The sequence below is a fragment of the Citrobacter sp. L55 genome (genome assembly GCF_002850715.1).
GTDB classification, from domain to species: domain Bacteria; phylum Pseudomonadota; class Gammaproteobacteria; order Enterobacterales; family Enterobacteriaceae; genus Citrobacter; species Citrobacter braakii.
The window spans coordinates 93,382-111,311 of record NZ_KZ559407.1 but is presented as its reverse complement, the minus strand read 5'-3'; the positions used below and the strand labels follow the sequence as shown (position 1 = coordinate 111,311).

14 protein-coding genes and 2 tRNA genes are annotated in these 17,930 nt (G+C 52.5%); 3 read left to right on the top strand and 13 right to left on the bottom strand.

The genetic code is table 11. From position 1 onward, the window contains the following. Positions 1-97 precede the first annotated feature (97 nt). The 8 genes from pnp to B9P82_RS18230 form a co-directional block, all read right to left on the bottom strand. Positions 98-2,230 carry a polyribonucleotide nucleotidyltransferase gene (pnp, locus tag B9P82_RS18265; RefSeq protein ID WP_008785911.1) on the bottom strand — a complete coding sequence of 711 codons (2,133 nt, stop codon included), beginning with the start codon at positions 2,228-2,230 and terminating at the stop codon, positions 98-100. A 246-nt stretch (positions 2,231-2,476) separates the two neighbouring features. Then, on the bottom strand, positions 2,477-2,746 hold the full coding sequence (gene rpsO, locus B9P82_RS18260) for a 30S ribosomal protein S15 (protein WP_000059465.1): 270 nt from the start codon (positions 2,744-2,746) through the stop codon (positions 2,477-2,479). Positions 2,747-3,018: 272 nt separating this feature from the next. Continuing rightward, positions 3,019-3,963 carry a tRNA pseudouridine(55) synthase TruB gene (gene truB, locus B9P82_RS18255; RefSeq protein ID WP_047358518.1) on the bottom strand — a complete coding sequence of 315 codons (945 nt, stop codon included), beginning with the start codon at positions 3,961-3,963 and terminating at the stop codon, positions 3,019-3,021. Then, a complete protein-coding gene (gene rbfA / locus B9P82_RS18250) occupies positions 3,963-4,367 on the bottom strand; it encodes a 30S ribosome-binding factor RbfA (RefSeq protein WP_003024988.1) in 405 nt (134 codons plus the stop codon). The genes truB and rbfA overlap by 1 nt, the downstream gene beginning before the upstream one ends. 220 nt (positions 4,368-4,587) lie before the next feature. Then, a complete protein-coding gene (gene infB, locus B9P82_RS18245) occupies positions 4,588-7,278 on the bottom strand; it encodes a translation initiation factor IF-2 (RefSeq protein ID WP_016154667.1) in 2,691 nt (896 codons plus the stop codon). Between the two features lie 24 nt (positions 7,279-7,302). Further along, positions 7,303-8,790 (bottom strand): transcription termination factor NusA, encoded by a 1,488-nt coding sequence (gene nusA, locus B9P82_RS18240; protein ID WP_003024992.1) that lies wholly within the window; start codon positions 8,788-8,790, stop codon positions 7,303-7,305. Between the two features lie 28 nt (positions 8,791-8,818). Further along, a complete protein-coding gene (gene rimP, locus B9P82_RS18235; RefSeq protein ID WP_003024996.1) occupies positions 8,819-9,271 on the bottom strand; it encodes a ribosome maturation factor RimP in 453 nt (150 codons plus the stop codon). Positions 9,272-9,478: 207 nt separating this feature from the next. After that, positions 9,479-9,555: transfer RNA gene (locus B9P82_RS18230), tRNA-Met, on the bottom strand. Between the two features lie 334 nt (positions 9,556-9,889). Here B9P82_RS18230 and argG point away from each other — a divergent pair. After that, on the top strand, positions 9,890-11,233 hold the full coding sequence (gene argG / locus B9P82_RS18225) for an argininosuccinate synthase (protein ID WP_003024998.1): 1,344 nt from the start codon (positions 9,890-9,892) through the stop codon (positions 11,231-11,233). A 204-nt stretch (positions 11,234-11,437) separates the two neighbouring features. Here the strand turns inward: argG and B9P82_RS18220 are convergent. The 3 genes from B9P82_RS18220 to B9P82_RS18210 all read right to left on the bottom strand — a co-directional run bounded on the left by B9P82_RS18220 (position 11,438) and on the right by B9P82_RS18210 (position 12,927). After that, a tRNA-Leu gene (locus B9P82_RS18220) sits at positions 11,438-11,524 on the bottom strand. A 9-nt stretch (positions 11,525-11,533) separates the two neighbouring features. Continuing rightward, the gene (secG, locus tag B9P82_RS18215; protein WP_101700722.1) at positions 11,534-11,866 is read right to left on the bottom strand and encodes a preprotein translocase subunit SecG; all 333 of its coding nucleotides are present in this window, start codon (positions 11,864-11,866) and stop codon (positions 11,534-11,536) included. A gap of 167 nt (positions 11,867-12,033) precedes the next feature. After that, on the bottom strand, positions 12,034-12,927 hold the full coding sequence (locus tag B9P82_RS18210; RefSeq protein WP_101700721.1) for a LysR family transcriptional regulator: 894 nt from the start codon (positions 12,925-12,927) through the stop codon (positions 12,034-12,036). Between the two features lie 147 nt (positions 12,928-13,074). Here B9P82_RS18210 and iadA point away from each other — a divergent pair, with 147 nt between their 5' ends. Both iadA and dcuC read left to right on the top strand, forming a co-directional pair. Next, on the top strand, positions 13,075-14,208 hold the full coding sequence (gene iadA, locus B9P82_RS18205) for a beta-aspartyl-peptidase (RefSeq protein WP_046275529.1): 1,134 nt from the start codon (positions 13,075-13,077) through the stop codon (positions 14,206-14,208). Positions 14,209-14,218: 10 nt separating this feature from the next. Continuing rightward, positions 14,219-15,685: a C4-dicarboxylate transporter DcuC gene (gene dcuC, locus B9P82_RS18200; RefSeq protein WP_016157568.1), complete on the top strand. Its 1,467-nt coding sequence runs from the start codon at positions 14,219-14,221 to the stop codon at positions 15,683-15,685. A 45-nt stretch (positions 15,686-15,730) separates the two neighbouring features. Here dcuC and glmM read toward each other — a convergent pair whose 3' ends face one another. Both glmM and folP read right to left on the bottom strand, forming a co-directional pair. Next, positions 15,731-17,068: a phosphoglucosamine mutase gene (gene glmM, locus B9P82_RS18195; RefSeq protein WP_047413953.1), complete on the bottom strand. Its 1,338-nt coding sequence runs from the start codon at positions 17,066-17,068 to the stop codon at positions 15,731-15,733. Next, on the bottom strand, positions 17,061-17,909 hold the full coding sequence (gene folP / locus B9P82_RS18190) for a dihydropteroate synthase (protein ID WP_047413952.1): 849 nt from the start codon (positions 17,907-17,909) through the stop codon (positions 17,061-17,063). The genes glmM and folP overlap by 8 nt, the downstream gene beginning before the upstream one ends. Positions 17,910-17,930 lie beyond the last annotated feature (21 nt).

The window sequence follows — 17,930 nt, the reverse complement described above, 5'->3', positions numbered from 1 at the left end:
AAGACAACGATTGAATGAACGTCCAGGTTCCCCGGTTGCTAACAAGGCGTCCTGCCGGGTTAAAAGCCCTCCGCTTTCACGGAGGGCAATGGCAACCTTACTCGCCCTGGCTTGCCGGAGCTTCCGGTTCGCCTGCAGGCTGAGACTGCTCAGTTGCTTCTTTAATGCTCAGACGTACACGGCCCTGGCGATCAACTTCCAGAACTTTGACCGGTACTTCCTGGCCCATCTGCAGGTAATCGGTCACTTTCTCAACGCGTTTGTCAGCGATCTGAGAGATGTGTACCAGACCTTCTTTACCGCCACCAATGGCAACGAATGCGCCAAAGTCAACGATACGGGTCACTTTACCATTGTAGATACGGCCTACTTCGATCTCTGCGGTGATCTCTTCGATACGACGGATAGCATATTTCGCTTTCTCGCCGTCGGTCGCAGCAATCTTCACAGTACCATCATCTTCAATTTCAATGGTGGTGCCGGTTTCTTCGGTCAGAGCACGGATAACAGAACCGCCTTTACCGATAACGTCTTTGATCTTGTCCGGGCTGATCTTGATGGTGTGGATACGCGGAGCGAACTGAGAAATGTCACCACGCGGTGCGTTGATCGCTTGTTCCATCACACCCAGGATGTGCAGACGCGCACCTTTAGCCTGGTTCAGAGCAACCTGCATGATCTCTTTGGTGATACCTTCAATTTTGATATCCATCTGCAGTGCAGAGATACCGTCGCGGGAACCCGCCACTTTGAAGTCCATATCGCCCAGGTGGTCTTCGTCGCCCAGGATGTCAGACAGAACAACAAAGTTGTCGCCTTCTTTCACCAGACCCATCGCGATACCCGCAACGGCAGCTTTGATCGGCACGCCTGCGTCCATCAGCGCCAGAGAAGCACCACATACGGAAGCCATGGAAGAAGAACCGTTAGATTCGGTGATTTCAGAAACCACACGTACGGTGTACGGGAATTTATCCAGTTCCGGCATCACTGCCAGTACGCCACGCTTCGCCAGACGACCGTGACCAATCTCACGACGCTTCGGAGAACCGACCATACCGGTTTCACCTACGCAGTACGGAGGGAAGTTGTAGTGGAACAGGAAGTTGTCAGTACGCTCGCCCATCAGCTCGTCAAGGTTCTGCGCATCACGAGTGGTGCCTAGGGTCGCAGTAACCAGCGCCTGAGTTTCACCACGGGTGAACAGTGCGGAACCGTGGGTACGCGGCAGAACGCCAGTACGCACGTCCAGACCACGGATCATATCTTTTTCACGGCCATCGATGCGCGGCTCGCCTGCCAGTACGCGGCTGCGAACAACATTTTTCTCGATAGCGTGCAGGATTTCACCCAGTTCGTTAGCGTCCAGGGTTTCGTCTTCAGCCACCAGAGTCGCGATGGTTTCAGATTTGATCACGTCAACCTGAGCGTAACGCTCTTGTTTGTCAGTGATACGGTAAGCATCGCTCAGACGAGCTTCTGCCAGTGCGGCAACGCGTGCGTTCAGCGCTTCGTTGACGGCTTCTGGCTGCCAGTCCCAACGCGGTTTGCCAGCTTCTTTCGCCAGCTCGTTGATAGCCTGAATAACAACCTGCTGCTGTTCGTGGCCGAATACTACAGCGCCCAGCATCTGGTCTTCGCTCAGCAGTTCAGCTTCGGATTCAACCATCAGTACGGCAGCTTCAGTACCAGCAACAACCAGGTCCAGCTTGCTTTCTTTCAGTTCGTCCTGAGTCGGGTTCAGTACGTACTGGTCATTGATGTAACCAACACGTGCAGCACCGATCGGGCCGTTGAACGGGATACCAGACAGAGTCAGCGCAGCAGATGCACCAATCATTGCCACGATATCCGGGTTAACCTGCGGGTTAACGGAAACAACGGTCGCGATAACCTGAACTTCGTTAACGAAGCCTTCCGGGAACAGCGGGCGAACCGGGCGGTCAATCAGACGCGCGATCAGAGTTTCGCCTTCACTCGGACGGCCTTCACGACGGAAGAAGCTACCCGGGATACGGCCAGCAGCGTAGGTACGCTCCTGATAGTTAACGGTCAGTGGGAAAAAGTCCTGGCCTGGTTTCGCTTTTTTCTGGCCAACAACGGTAACGAATACCGCAGTGTCATCCATGCTAACCATAACAGCGGCAGTCGCCTGACGCGCCATCATGCCGGTTTCCAGCGTAACGGTATGCTGACCGTACTGGAATTTACGAACGATCGGATTAAGCAAATTAATATCCTTTCTCTATTTTTTGACGGCACATTTTTGCGCCATCGTTAATACCCGATCTTCTGCGCATCCTCGCGACTAATGACAACCCTAACCCATAAGCATGAGTAAAGCCTCTCATTAGCCGCGCGAACCTCTGCAACGGAAGATCATTCATAGCAACAATACATTAGTTTCCAGCGAATTGCTGCCATCTGCTGGAAAAAAGGGGCCATGAAGGCCCCCTCTTTCTGAAACTCGAAAGAATTAGCGACGCAGACCCAGACGCTCGATCAGCGCGGTGTAACGTGCAACATCTTTACGTTTCAGGTAGTCGAGCAGTTTACGACGCTGAGAAACCATGCGCAGCAGACCACGACGGCTGTGGTGATCTTTTTTGTGCTCTGCAAAGTGGCCCTGCAGGTGGTTAATCTGTGCAGTCAACAGAGCAACCTGAACATCGGTAGAACCGGTGTCGTTTGCATCACGACCAAACTCAGAAACGATTTTAGCGGTAGCTTCAGTACTTAGAGACATTTTAAAACTCCAAAGTGTTAAGAATGAAAGGATGCCGATCTCTAATTCAGCTATCCCAGTGTATACACGCCTTCTTCAAACTGACCCTGCGCTGGCTGTATCCGCTCACCTCGGTCACTTACCTGAGTAAGCTCCTGAGGATCCTCAGACCTGCCGCCTTGATGCAGCTCGAATGATTTTGTGTACACGCCACGCAGATTGTTAAACAATTTACGCGACGTTAAGCGGCAGTATTCTACTCGCAGCGCCCTTTTATCGCAAGACAGAGAGCGCTATGCAGGATACTCAACCACCAGGCGACGAGGGGCGACACGACCTTCATCGTCCATCTCCCCCATGCCGATAAACTTGCCGTCATCGCCTTCCGTCACGCGCACCAGCCCTTCAAGCGGCGCACCTGACGTCCGTACCGGGTTACCATTTTTAAAGTAAACCGACGATGTTAAAGGCAAATTAACAACAGGGTAGTCCGATGCAGGACTGTCCATTGGCATCAGCAAAGGATCAAGCAGCTGCGCCGCCGGAATGTTCTGCTGTTCGGCCTGTTCAACCAGCTCATGCAGGTGTTCCAGCGTAACCATACGATCCACCGGATACTTGCTGACCGTCAGACGACGCAGATACGTTACGTGCGCGCCGCAGCCCAGCTTCTCCCCGAGATCGTCAACAATGGTGCGAATATAAGTGCCTTTGGAGCAGTGAACTTCCAGCTCCAGCTCGTTACCTTCGTGGCGAATAAACAGCAGCTCATAGACGGTAATCGGGCGCGCTTCACGCGGCACTTCAATGCCCTGACGCGCATATTCGTACAGCTTTTTACCCTGGTACTTCAGCGCCGAATACATTGACGGAATCTGCTCGATATCGCCGCGGAAAGTCTCCAGCGCGCTCGCAAGCTGCTCTGCGCTGAAGGTTACCGGACGCTCCTGCACGATTTGCCCATCGGCATCGGAGGTGTCGGTACGCTGGCCCAGACGGGCAACCACACGATAGCGTTTGTCAGAATCCAGCAAATACTGGGAAAACTTAGTCGCTTCACCGAGGCAGATAGGCAGCATGCCTGTCGCCAGCGGATCCAGCGCGCCGGTATGTCCCGCGCGGTTGGCATTGTAGATGCGCTTTACTTTTTGCAGTACGTCATTGCTGGACATGCCCTGCGGCTTATCCAGCAGTAGAACACCGTGAATGTCGCGACCACGACGACGAGGACGACTCATCAGTCCTCCTTGCTGTCATCCGCTGGGTTCACACGACGCTCATCGTCATGTTTCACCACGCTGGTCACCAGGTTGGACATGCGCATCCCTTCAACTAACGAATTGTCGTAGAAGAAGGTCAGCTCAGGCACGATACGCAAACGCATTGCTTTACCCAGCAGAGAGCGGATAAAACCAGAGGCTTCCTGCAGTGCCTTAATGCCGTTTTTCACGGCAGCTTCGTCCTGATCGTTGAGGAAAGTCACGAACACTTTAGCGTATGCCAGGTCTCGGGACATCTCAACACCCGATACGGTGGTCATCATACCAACACGCGGGTCTTTGATTTCGCGTTGCAGGATGAGTGCGATTTCTTTCTGCATCTCCTGCGCGACACGCTGTGGGCGACCAAATTCTTTCGCCATAATAAATTCTCCAGAATAAAGACAAAAAAGGGGCCATAAGCCCCTTTTTAAATTTCTTGCCGGGTGGCGCTTCGCTTCCCCAGCCTACACTTAATCATCTTCTAAGGATTTTGGGTTGCAGCAAGGCGGAAAACTCGTTAATCCCCGGGAGCATAGATAACTATGTGACCGGGGTGATCGAGCGCAGCCAACGCAGTTGCGGCCCAAAAGACGACGAAGATTATGCGATGGTACGTTTGATCTCGATAATCTCGAACACTTCGATCATATCGCCAACGCGAACGTCGTTGTAGTTCTTAACGCCGATACCACATTCCATGCCGTTACGGACTTCGTTGACGTCATCCTTGAAGCGGCGCAGGGATTCCAGCTCGCCTTCATAGATAACCACGTTGTCGCGCAGTACGCGGATTGGGTTGTGACGTTTAATCGTGCCTTCGGTAACCATACAGCCTGCGATAGCGCCGAATTTCGGTGATTTGAACACATCACGAACTTCAGCCAGACCAATGATCTGCTGTTTCAGTTCCGGAGACAGCATGCCGCTCATCGCTGCTTTCACTTCGTCGATCAGATGATAGATGACGGAGTAGTAACGCAGATCCAGGCTTTCTGATTCGATAACTTTACGTGCAGAGGCATCAGCACGGACGTTGAAGCCAACCAGAATCGCGTTGGATGCCGCAGCCAGGGTCGCGTCGGTTTCGGTGATACCACCTACGCCAGAACCGATAATCTTCACTTTTACTTCGTCGGTAGACAGTTTCAGTAAAGAGTCGGAAATCGCTTCTACAGAACCCTGAACATCGGCCTTCAGAACGATGTTCACTTCGTGAACTTCGCCTTCGGTCATGTTGGCGAACATGTTCTCCAGTTTAGATTTCTGCTGACGAGCCAGTTTAACTTCACGGAATTTGCCCTGACGGTACAGTGCAACTTCACGGGCTTTCTTCTCGTCACGAACAACGGTAACTTCGTCACCCGCAGCCGGAACACCGGACAGACCCAGGATTTCCACCGGAATAGACGGACCCGCTTCCAGTACTTCCTGACCCAGTTCGTTACGCATCGCACGAACGCGGCCGTATTCGAAACCACACAGTACGATGTCGCCTTTGTTCAGCGTACCTTCACGTACCAGCACGGTAGCAACCGGACCACGACCTTTATCCAGGAAGGATTCGATAACCGCACCGCTCGCCATACCTTTACGCACAGCTTTCAGTTCCAGTACTTCGGCCTGCAGCAGGATAGCATCCAGCAGTTCGTCAATACCGGTACCCGCTTTCGCAGAAACGTGGACGAACTGGCTCTCGCCGCCCCAATCTTCCGGCATGATGCCGTACTGGGACAGTTCGTTTTTAACGCGATCTGGATCCGCTTCTGGTTTATCGATTTTGTTGACTGCAACCACTACCGGCACACCTGCCGCTTTCGCGTGCTGGATAGCTTCGATAGTCTGCGGCATCACGCCGTCATCTGCTGCAACAACCAGAACAACGATATCCGTTGCCTGAGCACCGCGAGCACGCATGGAGGTAAACGCGGCGTGACCCGGGGTATCCAGGAAGGTGATCATACCGTTGTCAGTTTCAACATGGTACGCACCGATGTGCTGAGTAATGCCGCCCGCTTCGCCAGAGGCAACTTTCGTGGAGCGAATGTAGTCCAGCAGAGACGTTTTACCGTGGTCAACGTGACCCATGATGGTCACTACCGGTGCGCGCGGTTCTGCCGCAGCGCCGGTGTCACGGTCGCTCATTACTGCTTCTTCCAGCTCGTTTTCACGACGCAGGATAACTTTGTGGCCCATCTCTTCGGCAACCAGCTGTGCGGTTTCCTGGTCGATGACCTGGTTAATGGTCGCCATTGCGCCCAGCTTCATCATCGCTTTGATGACCTGAGAACCTTTGACTGCCATCTTGTTCGCCAGATCGCCAACGGTGATGGTTTCGCCGATCACAACGTCACGGTTAACGGCCTGAGCCGGCTTCTGGAAGCCCTGCTGCAGAGCGGAACCTTTACGCTGCTTACCGCCTTTACCGCCGCGAACCGCTGCACGCGCTTCTTCACGGTCAGCTTTAGATTCAGCGTGTTTGTTACCTTTCTTCGCCGGACGCGCTGCTTTCGTGCTGCGAGTACGACCACGACCGCCTTCTACTTCGCGATCGTTCTCGTCTTCTGCCTGGCGAGCATGCTGAGAGGTGGTGACGTGATAATCGCTGGTATCTTCAACAGGTTCAGCGTTATTCACACCATTCTTCTCGTTTTCTTCCGCCATACGGCGAGCTTCTTCCGCTACGCGGCGCGCTTCTTCTTCAAGCTTGCGACGTGCTTCTTCTTCCGCTTTACGCTTCAGTTCTGCGGCTTCATTTTCACGGCGGGCTTTTTCGGCCTGGGCGGTTTTAGTCATATCGTCGGTCTGTTGATTGCTCACTTTGTCTTTTTCCGCAGCTTCACGTTTCGCTTTATCAGCGGCTTCACGCTTAGCTTGTTCTGCGGCCTCACGTTCGGCTTTTTGTTGCGCCTCGCGTTTGGCAGCTTCTTCTGCCTCACGACGGGCTTGCTCTTCCGCTTCACGCTGCGCCTGCTCTTCCGCGGCAAGGCGTTCAGCCTCTTGCGGATCGCGTTTCACAAAGGTGCGTGTCTTGCGGACTTCGATTTGTACCGATTTGCTTTTTCCACCGGTACCTGGAATATTGAGAGTACTGCGCGTTTTACGCTGCAATGTCAACTTATCGGGCGCTGAGCCGTTTTCACGGTTCAGATGCGCCAGTAAGGTTTGTTTCTCTTGTGCGGACACAGAGTCGTCAGCAGACTTCGGGATACCTGCATCAGCAAATTGCTGTACCAGGCGATCCACGGAGGTCTGTATCTCTGCAGCCAGCGTTTTTACGGTTACATCTGTCATACTGTTCCTTCCTGCTACAGTTTATTACGCTTCGTCGCCGAACCAGCAAATATTACGGGCAGCCATAATCAGCTCACCGGCTTTTTCGTCGGTCAACCCTTCGATATCAGCCAGATCATCAATGCCCTGTTCAGCGAGATCTTCCAGCGTACAAACACCACGGGCAGCCAGTTTGAAAGCCATCTCACGATCCAATCCTTCCAGATTCAGCAGATCGTCAGCCGGTTTGTTATCACCGAGACTTTCTTCCTGGGCCAGTGCCAGAGTGGTCAGTGCGTTTTTAGCACGCTCGCGCAGCGCTTCAACGGTCTGTTCATCCAGGCCGTCAATTTCCAGCAGCTCTTTCATTGGCACGTAGGCCAGTTCTTCCAGCGTCGCAAAACCTTCTTCTACCAGAACCGTCGCGAAATCTTCATCGATATCGAGATATTTGGTGAAGGTATCAATGGCTGCATGTGCTTCAGCCTGATGCTTCGCCTGCAGGTCATCAACGGTCATCACGTTGAGTTCCCAACCGCTCAGTTGTGAAGCCAGGCGGACGTTCTGACCATTACGTCCAATCGCCTGAGCCAGGTTACCGGCTTCAACCGCGATATCCATGGTGTGTTTGTCTTCATCCACCACGATAGAAGCGACGTCTGCTGGCGCCATTGCGTTAATCACGAACTGCGCCGGGTTATCATCCCACAGGACGATATCGATACGCTCGCCGCCCAGTTCAGTAGAAACCGCCTGAACGCGCGCACCGCGCATACCCACACAGGCGCCGACCGGATCAATACGCTTGTCGTTGGTCTTAACGGCGATTTTCGCACGTGAACCCGGATCGCGAGCAGCCGCTTTAATTTCGATCACTTCTTCGCCAATTTCCGGCACTTCAATGCGGAACAGCTCTATCAGCATTTCCGGTTTGGAACGGGTTACGAACAGCTGGGCACCGCGCGCTTCCGGGCGTACAGAGTAAAGAACGCCACGGATACGGTCGCCTGGGCGGAAGTTTTCACGCGGCAGCATGTCTTCACGCAGGATCACGGCTTCAGCATTGCTGCCCAGATCCAGAGAAATGTTGTCGCGGTTAACTTTCTTCACCACACCGGTGACGATTTCGCCTTCGTGTTCGCGGAACTGATCGACAACCATTGCGCGTTCGGCTTCACGTACTTTCTGTACGATAACCTGTTTCGCGGTCTGGGTGGTGATACGGTCAAAGGTGACAGATTCAATCTGATCTTCAACATATTCGCCCACGTTCAGGCTTTCGTCTTCGAAGCGTGCCGCTTCCAGCGTAATTTCTTTGGTCGGCTGAGTAACTTCTTCTACGATTACCCAACGACGGAAGGTATCGAAATCACCGCTTTTACGATCGATTTCTACGCGAACGTCGATCTCTTGCTCATATTTTTTCTTTGTTGCTGTAGCCAGCGCACTTTCCAGCGCTTCAAAAATTTTCTCGCGTGGCAGCGCTTTTTCGTTGGATACGGCTTCAACAACAGCCAAAATTTCTTTGTTCATCGCGGGCTTTTCACCTCAATCCAGACTGTTAAAAGTGGGGAACCAGGTTCGCCTTCTGGATATTACTCAGCGCGAACACTTCATCTTTACCTTCGACTGTGACCGTGATCATCTCACCATCCACCGCTTTGATAACGCCCTGCCATTTACGACGGTTTTGTACCGCCATACGAAGAACCAGCGTCACTTCTTCACCCAGGAAACGCACGTAGTGTTCAGCTGTGAACAGAGGACGGTCGAGACCCGGAGAGGAGACTTCCAGGTTGTAGGCAACGGTGATTGGGTCTTCGACATCCATCACGGCGCTTACCTGATGGCTCACATCAGCACAATCATCAACATTGATGCCATCTTCACTATCAATATAGATGCGCAGTGTGGATGTGCGACCACGAATAAATTCGATGCCGACCAACTCGTAGCCCAGGGCTTCAACTGGCGCTGTAATCATCTCTGTTAATTTTTGCTCTAATGTGGACAAGCCCACCCCCAAGACATAAAAAAAGGGCCTAAAGCCCAGTTATTCTGTAGTCAGATAACAAAAAACCCCGATAAATCGGGGCTTTATATAACTGAACCCTATAACCGCACCTGCGGTTCGGAAAACCTTCCGAAAGAATTTTTTTCAAATCCAGCTACGAAGGCCTAAGTCTTCACAGTATATTTGAAAAAGAACTCTAAGGGAAAGTGGTTGCGGGGGCCGGATTTGAACCGACGACCTTCGGGTTATGAGCCCGACGAGCTACCAGGCTGCTCCACCCCGCGCCTGAAACGTGGCAAATTTTACTCGTTTTGGGTAAAAAATGCAAATACTGCTGGGATTTGGTACCGAGGACGGGACGTAAAATCTGCGCACAGTATATTGATTCACTATGCGGTATGTCAACCTTGTTACGACTATGCAAATCAATGAATGCTGCCCAGCGAATATTCGACCAGATAAATGTGTCACCCGCACCGATATTTAACGAAATTATCACTAAACTCTTCCTGTCATCCAGAAAAGATGATTAAATGAAAACTCACTTATTTTGCATAAAAATGCAATTAGTATAATAAGCCGACCTCTTCACCAGTCTATCAAGCAGGGTTTTATTTTATGACGACGATTCTCAAGCATCTCCCGGTAGGTCAACGTATTGGTATCGCTTTTTCCGGCGGCCTGGACACCAGTGCAGCACTGCTGTGGATGCGACAAAAAGGGGCTGTCCCATATGCATATACTGCGAATTTGGGCCAGCCGGATGAGGATGACTATGACGCCATTCCTCGCCGTGCAATGGAATATGGTGCTGAGAATGCTCGCCTGGTAGATTGCCGTAAGCAGCTGGTTGCCGAAGGGATCGCTGCGATTCAGTGCGGTGCATTCCACAACACCACCGGCGGACTGACCTATTTCAATACCACTCCGCTGGGCCGTGCTGTCACTGGCACCATGCTGGTTGCGGCCATGAAAGAAGATGGCGTTAATATCTGGGGTGACGGTAGCACCTATAAAGGTAACGATATTGAACGCTTCTATCGTTACGGTCTGCTGACCAACGCCGAACTGCAGATTTACAAACCATGGCTGGATACCGATTTTATCGATGAACTCGGTGGTCGCCATGAGATGTCCGAATTTATGATTGCCTGTGGTTTCGACTACAAGATGTCCGTTGAGAAAGCGTACTCCACGGACTCCAATATGCTCGGGGCGACCCACGAAGCAAAAGACCTCGAATTTCTGAACTCCAGCGTCAAAATCGTCAACCCGATTATGGGCGTGAAATTCTGGGATGAGAGCGTGAAGATCCCGGCAGAAGAAGTCACCGTGCGTTTTGAGCAGGGTCATCCGGTTGCGCTGAACGGTAAAACCTTCAGCGACGACGTTGAGATGATGCTGGAAGCCAACCGCATCGGCGGTCGTCACGGTCTGGGTATGAGCGATCAGATTGAAAACCGTATCATTGAAGCGAAAAGCCGGGGCATCTACGAAGCTCCGGGGATGGCATTGCTGCACATCGCCTATGAGCGTTTGCTGACCGGGATTCACAACGAAGACACCATCGAGCAGTATCACGCGCACGGTCGCCAGCTTGGTCGTCTGTTGTATCAGGGCCGCTGGTTTGACTCTCAGGCGCTGATGCTGCGTGACGGTCTGCAGCGTTGGGTTGCCAGCCAGATTACGGGTGAAGTGACGCTGGAACTGCGTCGCGGTAATGATTACTCAATCCTCAACACCGTGTCTGACAATCTGACTTACAAACCAGAACGTCTGACGATGGAAAAAGGCGACTCAGTATTCTCTCCGGATGATCGTATCGGTCAGTTGACCATGCGTAATCTGGATATCACTGATACCCGCGAGAAGCTGTTCGGTTATGCGCAGTCCGGCCTGCTGACCGCCTCTTCCACAACCGGCCTGCCGCAGGTTGAGAATCTGGAAAACAAGGCGAAGTAAATATTCATCATCTTCAGGCCGCGAAAGCGGCCTTTTTTATGCGCATAAAATAGGGATGTTCTGTTACCCTGAGGCCTGATAAGCCTGGCATCATCAGGTATTGTAATAGTCGGATGGCGTCCTAAATGTCTTATCCGACCTACAGAACTACCACAAATGACAGACGAAAAAAAAGACGCTTTGCAGCGTCTTTTTTTTGGAATTTGGTACCGAGGATGGGACTCGAACCCACAAGCCCGTTAGGGCACTACCACCTCAAGGTAGCGTGTCTACCAATTCCACCACCTCGGTACAGAATACTTAGCGTGGGATATCGCTGGTCGGCTGAGCCGGAGCAACTGGCTGAGTTTGCTCGGTTTTCGCCGGTGCACTCAGATTTTCCCACTCACTTCCTTTATTGGTCTTATTGCTGTTCATGTTACCCAGCACCAGACTGATGATGAAGAACAAGGTTCCCAATACAGCTGTCATGCGGGTCATGAAGTTACCAGAACCACTTGAACCAAACAGAGTACCAGAAGCGCCTGCGCCAAAAGAGGCTCCCATATCAGCGCCTTTGCCTTGCTGCAGCATGATCAAGCCTACCAGGCCAATTGCCACAATAAGGAAAACTACTAAAAGAGCTTCGTGCATAATCAACCTGTTCCTTGCGGAGTTGCCGCGTACAATGCTTCGACCATTAAAGCGGGAATGTTTACTGTTTCCCACTGAAGCGGGTGTGAATACTAACCAAAGCGAATAACCTTCGCAAGGGCAATTTGTTGGCATTGTATCAACTGCGGAAAAAATCGCCATATCAATCAAAAACGCAGCAACTTCTCCCAGCATCTCTGCATGACGGCGCGTTGATCGTCAAGATTCGCCCATACCACAACGGGGATTTCACAAATCAGGTCAGCGTTTTCTGGCCAGCAGTGAATAATTTGCTGGTTCACCAACTCTTCCGCCACCATCGATTCGGGTAACCATGCCATTCCCATATGCCGCAGCACCATTTCTCGTATCGTTTCGCTTAAACCACTCTCAAACACTTTTTTCAGACGTGGGCGGACGCGTTGTTCAACTGGCTCAATAATGCGTCTGACAAAGGTGTAGTCGCTATAGCATAGCCATGGGATCGGCACATGCGGATCGTTAAGCGCATTAGCCAACTGCGCAGAAATAACCGGTATAAATCGCTCATACCGCCATAGTGAACGTTTTAACCCTCCGGCAATCTCCAGCCCCGGCTGCGAAGACGGTAAATCGTAGGTCACCAGAAGATCGATTTGCCGATCTATCAAGGCGTTAAAGTGGTTGTCTATCCCCTGAATACTGGCATTAACCGTAAAATTTAACTGCGGTTCACTCTGTCGCAGATAGTTGATCATATCCGGCAGGATATTCACCGACAGCGTATGCAGGCTAACCATCACCAGCGTATTGTCCGTTGCTGGCGTCATCGCCGATAGCTCGTGGCGCGCCTCTGTTAGTGTACTGAGGACGTGCCGGGCATAGGGTTCAAAGCGTTCACCATAGCGTGTCAGCGTAACGGGGGTCGTGGTCCGGTCAAACAACGGCACCCCTAACACCTCTTCCAGCGCCTTTATACGCCGACTGAGTGCGGGTTGAGTAATATGCCGCTGCGCCGCGGCCTGAGAGTAGTTTCCATGCTGACTCAATGCCAGAAAATCTTCCAGCCACTTACAATCCACGTTGAACTCTCCACCATGCCATAACCGCATCCTCCAATACCAAATCGGTAATAGTCATAGTTATAGTAATGGCTTTATGGTGGGCATCATAACAACAATATTCCTTTCACCTGCCGACTCTCACCCACGACGTTTGACAGGACCGATATGTTTACTTTATTGACCAATGCCCGTGTTTTTTCTCCCGAGGATTTAGGCCTCTGCTCCCTGCTCATTCATGCCGACCGAATTGTGGCGGTAGAAAAAGATCTTTCCCTGTTTGATGGCGTCGACGAGGTCATCGATTGTCATGGCAAATGGGTTATCCCAGGCATAATAGATCAACATGTCCATCTTACCGGTGGCGGTGGCGAGGCTGGATTTGCCAGCCGAACGCCAGCCGTCAAGCTACGCGATCTGATTCAGGCAGGTATTACCACGGTTGTCGGCGTGTTAGGTACCGATGCCATTTCTCGTTCGCCCAAAGACCTCTACGCCAAAATGCAGTCTCTCAACCTTGAGGGATTACGCGCATTTATGCATACGGGAGCCTACGCGGTACCCAGCCCAACCATTACGCGATCCATCCGCGATGACATGACCTTCATCCCGGCGATTCTTGGCGTCAAAATCGCCCTCGCCGATCACCGTGGTTCTTACCCCTCTTTCCAGGAATTGCTGAGAATAGTAAGCGATATCCGCGTGGCTTCCCTGCTGGCAGGCAAAAAAGGGTTACTGCATGTACATCTTGGGAATCTGCCGGAAGGGATGTCGCAGCTTATTGAGCTGTGTGATGCAGGCATTCCGATTCACCACATTTCACCGACCCATGTTGCGAGAACAGCGCCCTTGTTCGAACAGGCGATTGCGTTCGCTCATCGTGGCGGCCATATCGACGTTACGTCTGGCGGTAGTCGCTTTATGCCTCAGGAGCAGGCAATCCTCCACGCTCTGGAAGCCCAGGTTCCAGCCGATCGCATCACGATCAGCTCTGATGGTAATGGCAGCGTTCCGCGCTTTAACGCCCAGGGTATTGTGGAAGGCTTAAGCGCGGCACCGGTCGCAGGTAACCTTAATCTTCTTCCTCGTCTGATTGATGTGGGGATCCCAGTGCCACAAGCGATCGCGATGTTGACGGCAAACGTTGCGCGCTCGCTGGGTATTTCCGGCGGCGTGCTCTGCGCCGGGGAACGTGCCGATATCTGTGTACTCAATGATGACCTCTCGCTGGCCCATCTGTTCGCTGCGGGTAAGCCGTTGCTGCGGGATGGCGAGTGCCTGGTTACTGGCAACTTCGAGTAAGGGGGCAAGAATGTCATTATTACTGGCGCTAATTGCCATCATTTTTGCCGGACGTCTGATCCTCAAAAAATATCACCCCCAGTCAGTGTTGCTGTTGACCGGGATTGTGCTGCTGCTTATCGCGCATTTTAGCGGGATGACCACGCTCAGTGACCTGGTGAAAAAAAGCACCGGATTCGGCCCCTTTGATGCCTTCGAGTTTATTCGCGATACCCTGAGCGTGCGCCTCGGCGGCCTTGGGCTGCAAATTATGCTGATTGGTGGTTTCGCTACATATATGTCGGCCATTGGCGCAAGCCAGGTGCTGGTTCGGGTGACATCTCGCCCTTTGCAACGCCTGAACTCACCGTATCTGCTGTTGGGGCTGGCGCTGTTGCTGGGTCAATTCCTGTCGCTGTTTATCAGCAGCGCCACCGGGCTGGGTCTGCTGTTGATGGCGACGCTCTACCCGCTGCTGACCCGTCTTGGCTGTAGCCGCGCTGCCGTTGCCGCCGTTATCGCCAGTACCTGTGCGGTTGAATTTGGTCCAGGTTCCGGCAACTCGGTTCTCGCCGCCAAAACCGCAGGCATCGAGGTGGTGAACTATTTCGTGCAGGATCAGTTGCCGATCGTCGTCCCCGTTATTCTGTTCATCGCCCTGTTACATATTGTTGTGCAACGCTTTTTCGACCATCGGGAAAGCAGTGACGGTGTGGCTCAGCAGATGCAGACATTAACGTCGACCGATGAAACTGAAGCACCGATCGCCTGGCTTTTTCTGCCCATGCTACCTCTGGTGTTGATGCTGGTGTGCAGTGATTTAGTATTCAGTTCGCTCAAAATTACGCTGGATACCGCCGTACTGATAAGCCTCGCCATTACCCTGGTTTGTGAGTATTGCCGTCATCGTAAGGCGCGCGAGGTGATGGCAGGCGTACAAAAAGTCTTTGACAGCATGGGCAGCGTTTTTGCCACCGTCGTCACGCTGATTATCGCCGGTGAAGTCTTTTCAGCCGGACTGAAAGCTATTGGCGCCGTCGATGCGCTGCTGTCGCTTTCCGGTGAATTTGGCCTCAGCGCCGCCTCTATTATCCTGCTGATGACCCTGATCACCTTTGCAATTTCAGCGCTAATGGGCTCAGGAAATGCCGCGTTTTTCTCCTTCGCCCCAATGGTACCGGACATCAGCCGTCATATCGGTAGCGACATCGCAGTCATGATGTTGCCTATCCAGATATCGGCGGGTATTGGTCGTACGTTATCCCCCATTGCCGGCGTCATCATTGCTATCGCGGGAATTGCAGGCGTCTCACCTGTGGATATTGTTAAGCGCACCGCGATTCCGATGCTGGGCGGTTGGTTACTGATGATTGCGCTGACCTTTGCCCGGTCAGGGCATTTGCTGGCGGTTCTGCCGTGGCTGGCAGTCCTTGTAATATTAATGATCGGTGGTTACTTCTGGCAGCGCCGACATAAACAGTCGCTTCCCGTACAGTAAAAAAAAACCGGAGTCCCAGACTCCGGTTTTCACTGTCTTTAGTGATTACACCGCTTTGACGGCATCGGCAATACGGTGAGCGAATTCAGTCACCTGCGCTTCATCTTCACCTTCAACCATCACGCGAATTAACGGTTCAGTACCTGACTTACGCAGCAGAACACGTCCGCGATTGCCCAGTGCAGCTTCAACTTCAGCCATCACCGCTTTCACGTTTTCATGTTCCAGCGGATCGCCGCTACCTGCGGTGTAACGTACGTTAACCAGCAGTTGCGGGAACATTTTCATGCCGCTGCACAGGTCGTGCAAACTCATATGGTTGCGTACCATCGCCGCCAGTACCTGCAGGCCCGCGACGATACCGTCACCGGTGGTGGTTTTGTCCAGCAGGATCACATGGCCTGAGTTTTCAGCACCGATACGCCAGCCTTTTTCCTGCATTTTTTCCAGTACGTAGCGGTCGCCGACTTTCGCACGGGCAAACGGAATACCCAACTGTTTCAGCGCCAGCTCGAGGCCCATATTGCTCATCAGCGTGCCTACCGCACCACCGCGCAGTTGCCCCTGACGCAGGGCTTCACGGGCAATGATGTACATGATCTGATCGCCATCGACCTTATTGCCTTCGTGGTCAACCATAATGACGCGGTCGCCGTCACCATCCAGCGCAATACCCAGATCGGCTTTTTCCGCCATCACGCGCGCCTGCAGGGCACGGACGTCGGTAGCGCCGACTTCTTCATTGATATTCACACCGTTTGGCTCACAGCCAATAGCAATCACGTTTGCGCCCAGCTCACGCAGTACATTTGGCGCAATGTGGTACGTCGCACCATTAGCGCAATCCACCACAATTTTAAGCTCACTCAGACTCAATTCATTCGGGAAGGTGCCTTTGCAAAACTCGATATAACGACCGGCAGCATCAACGATACGGGTAGCTTTACCCAGGTCAGCCGAGTCCACGCAGGTGATCGCTTTTTCCATTTCGGCTTCGATAGCTTCTTCAACTGCATCCGGCAGTTTGGTCCCATCGATGGAGAAGAATTTAATCCCGTTGTCATAGTACGGGTTGTGCGAAGCGGAGATAACAATCCCGGCTTCAGCACGGAAGGCGCGCGTCAGATACGCAATGGCGGGTGTTGGCATTGGGCCCGTGAAAGAAGCCGACAGTCCGGCGGCAGCCAGACCCGCTTCCAGTGCGGACTCCAGCATATAGCCAGAAATACGCGTATCTTTGCCGATAATAATTTTACGTGAACCATGACGTGCCAGCACTTTTCCTGCAGCCCAACCCAGTTTGAGCACAAAGTCAGGGGTAATTGGGGCGTCGCCTACGCGACCACGGATCCCATCGGTGCCAAAATATTTACGATTACTCATAGCGTTTATTTTCCTTTGCAGACAATGTGGCTTCCACCACACGCATCGCTTCTACGGTTTCTTTGACGTCATGGACACGAACGATATGCGCCCCCTGCATTGCCGCAATGACCGCGCACGCAAGGCTCCCGCTCAGGCGTTCGGATGGCCCCACATTCAACAACTGGCCAACCATTGATTTTCGTGACATTCCAACCAGCAATGGCAGATTAAAATGATGAAACTCAGCCAAACGTGCCAGTAATGTGTAGTTGTGAGTGAGATTTTTACCGAATCCGAACCCGGGGTCGAGCAACAATTTATCTTTTGTGATTCCAGCCCGCTCGCAGCGTGCTATTTGTTCAACAAAGTAACGATTTACATCAGCAAAAACATCCTCGTACTTTGGTGCTTCCTGCATGGTTTTCGGCTGACCCTGCATATGCATCAGACAAACCGGTAATCCGGTTTCTGCTGCGGCTTCCAGTGCCCCTGGCTCCGAGAGTGAGCGAATGTCATTAATGATATGTGCGCCGACTCTGGCGCACTCGCGAATCACTTCTGCTTTTGAAGTATCGACCGAAATCCACACTTCAAAACGTTGAGCAATCGCCTCCACCACCGGGATCACTCGCTGCAACTCTTCTTCCACGCTCACATCGGCCGCGCCTGGACGTGTGGATTCACCACCCACATCAATGATAGTCGCCCCGGCGTTAATCATCAGGTTTGCGTGTTTTACCGCCTCAACCAGAGAGTTGTGCGCACCACCATCGGAAAAGGAATCTGGCGTGACGTTCAAAATCCCCATGACGTGCGGATGGCTGAGATCCAGTGAAGACCCCTGAGCAAAGAGTTTCATAGTTTTATCCCTGATAACATC